At 41.9% G+C, this 6480-nt stretch carries 4 protein-coding genes, 22 tRNA genes and 1 rRNA gene; 1 reads left to right on the forward strand and 26 read right to left on the reverse strand.

Features of this window, described 5'->3' with window-relative positions; translation table 11 throughout:
• Nucleotides 1–594: 594 nt before the first annotated feature.
• Complete coding sequence (locus ACFWDE_RS16550) at nucleotides 595–1539, reverse strand: L-lactate dehydrogenase (protein WP_219920692.1); 945 nt, start codon at nucleotides 1537–1539, stop codon at nucleotides 595–597.
• Nucleotides 1540–1942: 403 nt separating this feature from the next.
• Nucleotides 1943–2548 carry a TetR/AcrR family transcriptional regulator gene (locus ACFWDE_RS16555; RefSeq protein ID WP_377893400.1) on the reverse strand — a complete coding sequence of 202 codons (606 nt, stop codon included), beginning with the start codon at nucleotides 2546–2548 and terminating at the stop codon, nucleotides 1943–1945.
• Nucleotides 2549–2871: 323 nt separating this feature from the next.
• Here ACFWDE_RS16555 and ACFWDE_RS16560 point away from each other — a divergent pair, with 323 nt between their 5' ends.
• A complete protein-coding gene (locus tag ACFWDE_RS16560) occupies nucleotides 2872–4095 on the forward strand; it encodes an MFS transporter (RefSeq protein ID WP_377893402.1) in 1224 nt (407 codons plus the stop codon).
• 30 nt (nucleotides 4096–4125) lie between these two features.
• Here ACFWDE_RS16560 and ACFWDE_RS16565 read toward each other — a convergent pair whose 3' ends face one another.
• The 24 genes from ACFWDE_RS16565 to rrf form a co-directional block, all read right to left on the reverse strand.
• Nucleotides 4126–4281 carry a hypothetical protein gene (locus tag ACFWDE_RS16565; RefSeq protein ID WP_377893403.1) on the reverse strand — a complete coding sequence of 52 codons (156 nt, stop codon included), beginning with the start codon at nucleotides 4279–4281 and terminating at the stop codon, nucleotides 4126–4128.
• A gap of 134 nt (nucleotides 4282–4415) precedes the next feature.
• A tRNA-Glu gene (locus ACFWDE_RS16570) sits at nucleotides 4416–4487 on the reverse strand.
• A gap of 6 nt (nucleotides 4488–4493) precedes the next feature.
• Nucleotides 4494–4584, reverse strand: a tRNA-Ser gene (locus tag ACFWDE_RS16575).
• Nucleotides 4585–4590: 6 nt separating this feature from the next.
• Nucleotides 4591–4665: transfer RNA gene (locus ACFWDE_RS16580), tRNA-Asn, on the reverse strand.
• Nucleotides 4666–4672: 7 nt separating this feature from the next.
• Nucleotides 4673–4749 (reverse strand) — tRNA-Ile (locus tag ACFWDE_RS16585).
• Between the two features lie 6 nt (nucleotides 4750–4755).
• Nucleotides 4756–4826: transfer RNA gene (locus ACFWDE_RS16590), tRNA-Gly, on the reverse strand.
• 13 nt (nucleotides 4827–4839) lie between these two features.
• A tRNA-Lys gene (locus tag ACFWDE_RS16595) sits at nucleotides 4840–4915 on the reverse strand.
• Between the two features lie 10 nt (nucleotides 4916–4925).
• Nucleotides 4926–5001, reverse strand: a tRNA-Thr gene (locus ACFWDE_RS16600).
• Nucleotides 5002–5015: 14 nt separating this feature from the next.
• Nucleotides 5016–5091: transfer RNA gene (locus tag ACFWDE_RS16605), tRNA-Phe, on the reverse strand.
• Between the two features lie 14 nt (nucleotides 5092–5105).
• Nucleotides 5106–5181 (reverse strand) — tRNA-Asp (locus ACFWDE_RS16610).
• A gap of 3 nt (nucleotides 5182–5184) precedes the next feature.
• A tRNA-Met gene (locus ACFWDE_RS16615) sits at nucleotides 5185–5261 on the reverse strand.
• A gap of 27 nt (nucleotides 5262–5288) precedes the next feature.
• Nucleotides 5289–5381: transfer RNA gene (locus ACFWDE_RS16620), tRNA-Ser, on the reverse strand.
• 17 nt (nucleotides 5382–5398) lie between these two features.
• A tRNA-Ile gene (locus tag ACFWDE_RS16625) sits at nucleotides 5399–5475 on the reverse strand.
• 3 nt (nucleotides 5476–5478) lie between these two features.
• Nucleotides 5479–5555, reverse strand: a tRNA-Met gene (locus tag ACFWDE_RS16630).
• A 20-nt stretch (nucleotides 5556–5575) separates the two neighbouring features.
• Nucleotides 5576–5648 (reverse strand) — tRNA-Ala (locus ACFWDE_RS16635).
• 13 nt (nucleotides 5649–5661) lie between these two features.
• Nucleotides 5662–5735 (reverse strand) — tRNA-Pro (locus ACFWDE_RS16640).
• Between the two features lie 11 nt (nucleotides 5736–5746).
• Nucleotides 5747–5820: transfer RNA gene (locus ACFWDE_RS16645), tRNA-Arg, on the reverse strand.
• Between the two features lie 3 nt (nucleotides 5821–5823).
• Nucleotides 5824–5912: transfer RNA gene (locus ACFWDE_RS16650), tRNA-Leu, on the reverse strand.
• 16 nt (nucleotides 5913–5928) lie between these two features.
• Nucleotides 5929–6003, reverse strand: a tRNA-Gly gene (locus tag ACFWDE_RS16655).
• 29 nt (nucleotides 6004–6032) lie between these two features.
• Nucleotides 6033–6113: transfer RNA gene (locus ACFWDE_RS16660), tRNA-Leu, on the reverse strand.
• Nucleotides 6114–6137: 24 nt separating this feature from the next.
• Nucleotides 6138–6213, reverse strand: a tRNA-His gene (locus ACFWDE_RS16665).
• A 10-nt stretch (nucleotides 6214–6223) separates the two neighbouring features.
• Nucleotides 6224–6299, reverse strand: a tRNA-Thr gene (locus ACFWDE_RS16670).
• A gap of 5 nt (nucleotides 6300–6304) precedes the next feature.
• A tRNA-Val gene (locus tag ACFWDE_RS16675) sits at nucleotides 6305–6380 on the reverse strand.
• A 5-nt stretch (nucleotides 6381–6385) separates the two neighbouring features.
• A 5S ribosomal RNA gene (gene rrf, locus ACFWDE_RS16680) occupies nucleotides 6386–6480 on the reverse strand; the annotation flags it as partial.

The raw sequence follows: 6480 nt of genomic DNA on the forward strand, positions 1-6480 counted from the left end.
TGCAAAAAACTGAAATATCCTTGTTGTTTTTTAAAAAATATTCGTTTTTTTCTTAAATTTCACTTAAAATGTTTACATTTATCGTGTAAAATATCGAATTTTGACGAATATTCATTGTAAACGCTTCATTTTCCTTACTATTTCTCGCCCTTCATTGTTGCTCAATATTTATTTTATTGGTTTCTCTCCATTTTTCACGCTATTTCTCACGTAAAATACAAGCGAAATAATCTATTGTTTAAAAATATTTCTCAACATTTTTCGTCACAAATTTTATCATTTCCCGACGAAAACTCCCACCTCAAGGAATAGGTAGGACATGGTCTAATGAGTATGCAGGAGATGAATGGCGTTTAGGAAAAATTGCCACAAGGTTAACTCCTAAAGAATAAAGTGAAATTCTGCTCGCAAATAGTGGGATAACGCACAAAAGCACTCTATTCAAAAATAGAGTGCTTTTTCTATAAACGACCCTTATCCAGCAAAAGGGGTATATTGGGGATATACAAGGGAAACCGGAAAAGGAATTTATATTAATTTATATTAATTCAGAGGTAGGAAGCAGTTTCCCGCCTCTGAATTATTTAACAATTATTATAGTACTGGTGCCATTGTTTCTTTTAACACTTTTACAGAATGAGCGAATTTCGCTTTTTCTTCTTCGTTTAATTCAAGTTCTACGATTTCACGTACACCTTCGCGGTTAATAACAGCTGGAACACCTACGTAAGCATCTTTCTCACCATATTGACCTTCAAGGTATGCAGATACAGTTAATACGCTGTTCTCGTTGCTTAAGATCGCTTTAGTTACACGAAGTAATGACATACCGATTCCGTAGTAAGTTGCGCCTTTACGCTCGATAATGTGGTAAGCTGCATCGCGTACATTTTCAAAGATTTTATCTAAATCTTCTTGGCTATACTGTTCGTTGTTCGCTAAGATTGTTTCTAGTTTTTGTACACCTACAGTAGCGTGGCTCCATACTGGAAGTTCAGTGTCACCGTGCTCACCAACGATATAAGCATGAACGTTACGTGGATCTACATCTAAGTAGTCGCCTAACATGTAACGGAAACGAGCAGAGTCTAAAGTTGTACCAGAACCAATTACGCGCTCTTTTGGTAGGCCAGATTCTTTCCAAGTTACGTAAGTTAAAATATCAACTGGGTTAGTTGCGATTAAGAAGATTCCATCGAATCCGCTATCCATAATACCGCGAACGATTTGTTTAAAGATTTTTGTATTTTTTTCAACTAAGTCTAAACGAGTTTCGCCTGGCTTTTGTGGTAATCCAGCAGTGATAACAACTAGATCTGCATCTTTACAATCTGCATAGCTACCGCTCCAAACTTTTGTTGGTGCTGGAGAGAATGGTACCGCATGGCTTAAGTCCATTGCTTCCCCTTCTGCTTTTGCTTCATTTACATCTACAAGTACGAATTCTTCAGCTACACCTTGGTTGATCATTGAGTAAGCATAACTACAACCTACAGCTCCTGTTCCTACTAATACTACACGATTGATACCTTTTTTCATGATAATTTCCCCTCTCTATTGTTCACATATATTTTATATTATTGTTTAAGTAATTAATTAAAATACTAATTTAATGTTGTTTAACTTCTTTACATACATATTGTAGCACGGATTATTGTGAATTCCTTCACAAATTATGACCTATTTGTGAACTTTTTCACATAGAGTGTAAAATGATTAGATCAAGTGTGGAATCAATACCAATGAAGATGTTTTATAAAGATTGTGAATCGAAATAAACAAGTTTAATTACCACTTTAAAAATGTTTTTATTCCTCACCATTTTTAGCAACGAGCAGATAATACTCTTTCGTCAATAGAAAAAAATAAAGAGTAGCCTCAACTACTCCTCACACGGTACACTTCCACTCTAACCATTATTGCATATCAATAAAAATATCCGTTACGATCGCTCATTCTTTTCTAACACCAAACTATTCAATATAAGTGATAGGCTATGCAAAGCTTTAGACAACTGTGCCTCGGCATCTTCAGAATTCGCAATCCAACAAGCGAGGTCCACTAATCCCCCATTTATGAGCCGTGCTAAAGCTTCACAGTCTGTTTTTTCAATAATATGCTCCTGCATCAATTGCAGAAGCATATTACCCATTGTTGCTAAACATTGTGATTGCGATGATTGATAATAGCTAGTTCCTAATACTGCTGGTGCATCCCGAAGTACGATTCTCTGAATTTCTGGATCAAGTGCCATCGTTAAATAAGCTCGACAGCGCCCAACAAATCCTTCCCAATTTCCTTCCGCCTCATCTGATACTTTCCGTAATTTATTATCCATTTCCATATCAATTTCTTTTACAACTGCTTCTAACAATCCTTTTTTATCGCCAAAATGATGATAAATTGCACCACGCGTTAAACCGACAGATGCAGTAAAATCATCCATAGATGTGTTTACATATCCAACTGTACCGAAAGCCTCTCTTGCTGCACTCAGCAATTTAGCGCGTGTTTCAATGATCATTTCTGCTCTTGTTTTTTTAACCATCTTTTCCTCCTACTTCTATTCATTCCCTTTATTCAAAATGAATCCCATTATAGTATCGTTCTCTATATAAAAGAATAACTCCTTTTAACGTTAGCTCTCCATCCAGAGATAAAATATTTCAATTGATATACGCACCGTATGTTAATATGATATTGGCATACGGTGCGTATGTCAATTTTTTCTAGCTTACAAGATAATATAACTTCTTACTTATACCCTAAATTGACTCACTGTCCCTTTTTATAGAAGGTATTAACGACACAGAGGAGGAGTTACAAGAATGAAGAATGTATATGTAAACGTCAAATACTTTGGTGATTATTATGTTTAATTCCTACCGTGAGATTTTCAGTGCTTCTGGTACAAAAGGATTCTCATTAGCAGGCTTTATAGCTCGGATGCCCATATCAATGATGGGGATTGGTATTGTTACAATGTTATCTCAGTTACGTGGTGACTATTGGCTTGCCGGAGCCGTTGCAGCCACCTTCACATTATCATCAGCTTTACTAGCTCCTCATATTTCTCGTATGGCTGATCAATTAGGGCAATCTCGTATACTTCTTCCGACTACAGGTATCAGTGTTTTCTTTACGATTCTCTTACTTCTATGTACGAAATATGAGGCTCCTTATTGGACGCTATTTCTATCCGCCTTATGTGCGGGTTGTATGCCAAACATGTCGGCCATGGTACGTGCACGTTGGACTAAACTATACCGTGGATCTCATAAATTGCATACAGCATTTTCCTTCGAATCGGTCGTCGATGAAATTTGCTTCATCATTGGTCCTGTATTATCCGTCAGTTTAAGTGTTATGTTCTTCCCAGAAGCAGGACCACTTTTATCATGTGTTTTTCTTACAATCGGGGTATGCCTATTCACCATGCAAAAAAGCACAGAACCACATGTACATCCCCACGACATTACAAACAAAGGAACAGTATTTAAAATTGGTACATTACGAGTGCTTGTATTCACACTCATCGCTATAGGTACTATATTTGGCACAATAGATGTAGTTAGTGTGGCTTTTGCTGAGCATCAAGGAAACACAGTAGCTGCTAGCTTTGTGCTTTCCGTCTATGCAATCGGTTCATGCCTGGCAGGTCTTATTTTCGGTACTCTTAAACTCAGTACTCCACCATATAATCAATTTTTAATAGCAGTCACACTATCAATGGTAACAATGCTGCCACTAGTTTTCGTAAACACTATTGCTTGGCTAGTAGTTATTGTTTTCTTTGCAGGCTTATCTGTTGCCCCTACTATGATTATTACTATGGGACTGGTGGAAAAAATCGTACCTGAATCAAAAATAACCGAAGGAATGACCTGGGCAATTACAGGACTTGGTATTGGAGTCTCTCTAGGATCAGCGGTAGCTGGTTTAGTTATTGATACCTTTGGAGCTCGCGCAGGATTTAGTGTGGCTATTATTGCAGGAGGCCTTGCCTTAACTATTGCACTTTTAGGATACAAAACTCTCCACTCCGCATATAGTCATGCTGTTATGAAACCGGATGGGCATTCAGCAGAGAGTTAAAACATATTCAAAAAATAGGATTACCTCTTCTTATGTATAAGAAGAGGTAATCCTATTTAAATTAATATAACTTTTTTGTATCGTATCTTGAACGATATCCTCTGCTTCTGCTGGTGTTACTCCAATTTTAAGCAAATATCTATAAATACTTTTTGATGTTTCTATAATGATCTTTTCATACTCCATCGCTCTCTCCTTTCTATTAGTTAGACGATTGAAATAGAAAAAAGTATACAACATTTCATAAAAAAAGCGGACTATCCAAAGTCCGCTTTTACACAACAAAAAAGAGATAGCAGATTATGCTATCTCTTTTAGTATGACCCGTACGGGATTCGAACCCGTGTTACCGCCGTGAAAGGGCGGTGTCTTAACCACTTGACCAACGGGCCAAAATCTGGCAGAGAAGAAGGGATTCGAACCCTCGCACCGCGTTCGCGATCTACTCCCTTAGCAGGGGAGCCCCTTGAGCCACTTGGGTACTTCTCTATAATATGGCTCCGCAGGTAGGACTCGAACCTACGACCGATCGGTTAACAGCCGATAGCTCTACCACTGAGCTACTGCGGAATAATTATGGTGGGCCTAAATGGACTCGAACCATCGACCTCACGCTTATCAGGCGTGCGCTCTAACCAGCTGAGCTATAGGCCCATAAAAAGCGGGTGAAGAGAATCGAACTCTCGACCAGAGCTTGGAAGGCTCTTGTTTTACCACTAAACTACACCCGCATTAAATTAAAAATGGTGAGCCATGAAGGATTCGAACCTTCGACCCTCTGATTAAAAGTCAGATGCTCTACCAACTGAGCTAATGGCTCATTTTGAAAGTGGTGCCGGCTAGAGGACTTGAACCCCCAACCTACTGATTACAAGTCAGTTGCTCTACCAATTGAGCTAAGCCGGCTTGCGATTTCAAAATGGTGGCTCGGGACGGAATCGAACCGCCGACACGAGGATTTTCAGTCCTCTGCTCTACCGACTGAGCTACCGAGCCTTTATGTAAAAAAATGGCGGTCCCGACCGGGGTCGAACCGGCGATCTCCTGCGTGACAGGCAGGCATGTTAACCACTACACCACGGGACCATTTGGTTGCGGGGACAGGATTTGAACCTGCGACCTTCGGGTTATGAGCCCGACGAGCTACCGTACTGCTCCACCCCGCGATGATATAATATTTAATTTAGAAAAAATGGAGGAGGTAGAGGGATTCGAACCCCCGCGCGACTCTCGCCGCCTGTCGGTTTTCAAGACCGATCCCTTCAGCCGAACTTGGGTATACCTCCGAGATATGAACTTTGAGTGGTGGACCTTGTAGGACTCGAACCTACGACCGGACGGTTATGAGCCGTCTGCTCTAACCAGCTGAGCTAAAGGTCCTTATGGTAGCGGCGGAGGGGATCGAACCCCCGACCTCACGGGTATGAACCGTACGCTCTAGCCAGCTGAGCTACACCGCCATAAGTGATATTCAAATAAGTGGAGCCTAGCGGGATCGAACCGCTGACCTCCTGCGTGCAAGGCAGGCGCTCTCCCAGCTGAGCTAAGGCCCCATATGTTGAAATATCGGGAAGACAGGATTTGAACCTGCGACCCCCTGGTCCCAAACCAGGTGCTCTACCAAGCTGAGCCACTTCCCGTTAATAAAAAACGCGCCCGAGAGGAGTCGAACCCCTAACCTCTTGATCCGTAGTCAAACGCTCTATCCAATTGAGCTACGGGCGCATATGGTGCCGAGGGCGGGGGTCGAACCCGCACGGTGGTCACCCACCGCAGGATTTTAAGTCCTGTGCGTCTGCCTGTTCCGCCACCCCGGCATGTCATATTGAAAATTGGAGCGGAAGACGGGATTCGAACCCGCGACCCCAACCTTGGCAAGGTTGTATTCTACCACTGAACTACTTCCGCAAGACATGTATGAGTTATTTTATTAAAAGTGCGGGTGAAGGGAGTCGAACCCCCACGCCAAAGGCGCTAGATCCTAAGTCTAGTGCGTCTGCCAATTCCGCCACACCCGCATATTATGATTTTAAAAGAAAAAATGGGGCGACTGATGGGAATTGAACCCACGAATGCCGGAGCCACAATCCGGTGCGTTAACCACTTCGCCACAACCGCCATGATTTTCTGGTGCCGACTAGAGGACTTGAACCCCCAACCTACTGATTACAAGTCAGTTGCTCTACCAATTGAGCTAAGTCGGCTAGAATGGTGGAGGATGACGGGATCGAACCGCCGACCCCCTGCTTGTAAGGCAGGTGCTCTCCCAGCTGAGCTAATCCTCCGAATTGCCTGGCAACGTCCTACTCTCACAGGGACAAGGTCCCAACTACCATCGGCGCTAGAGAGCTTAACTTCCGTGTTCGGTATGGGAACGGGTGTGAC

Origin of the sequence: Bacillus sp. NPDC060175, assembly GCF_042728695.1 — a bacterium.
Classification (GTDB): Bacteria; Bacillota; Bacilli; order Bacillales; family Bacillaceae_G; genus Bacillus_A.

Coding starts and splice junctions, on each gene's coding strand:
- ACFWDE_RS16550 (WP_219920692.1), bottom strand. CDS start 1,539: ATGAAAAAAGGTATCAATCGTGTAGTATTAGTAGGAACAGGAGCTGTA.
- ACFWDE_RS16565 (WP_377893403.1), bottom strand. CDS start 4,281: ATGGAGTATGAAAAGATCATTATAGAAACATCAAAAAGTATTTATAGA.
- ACFWDE_RS16555 (WP_377893400.1), bottom strand. CDS start 2,548: ATGGTTAAAAAAACAAGAGCAGAAATGATCATTGAAACACGCGCTAAA.
- ACFWDE_RS16560 (WP_377893402.1), top strand. CDS start 2,872: ATGTTTAATTCCTACCGTGAGATTTTCAGTGCTTCTGGTACAAAAGGA.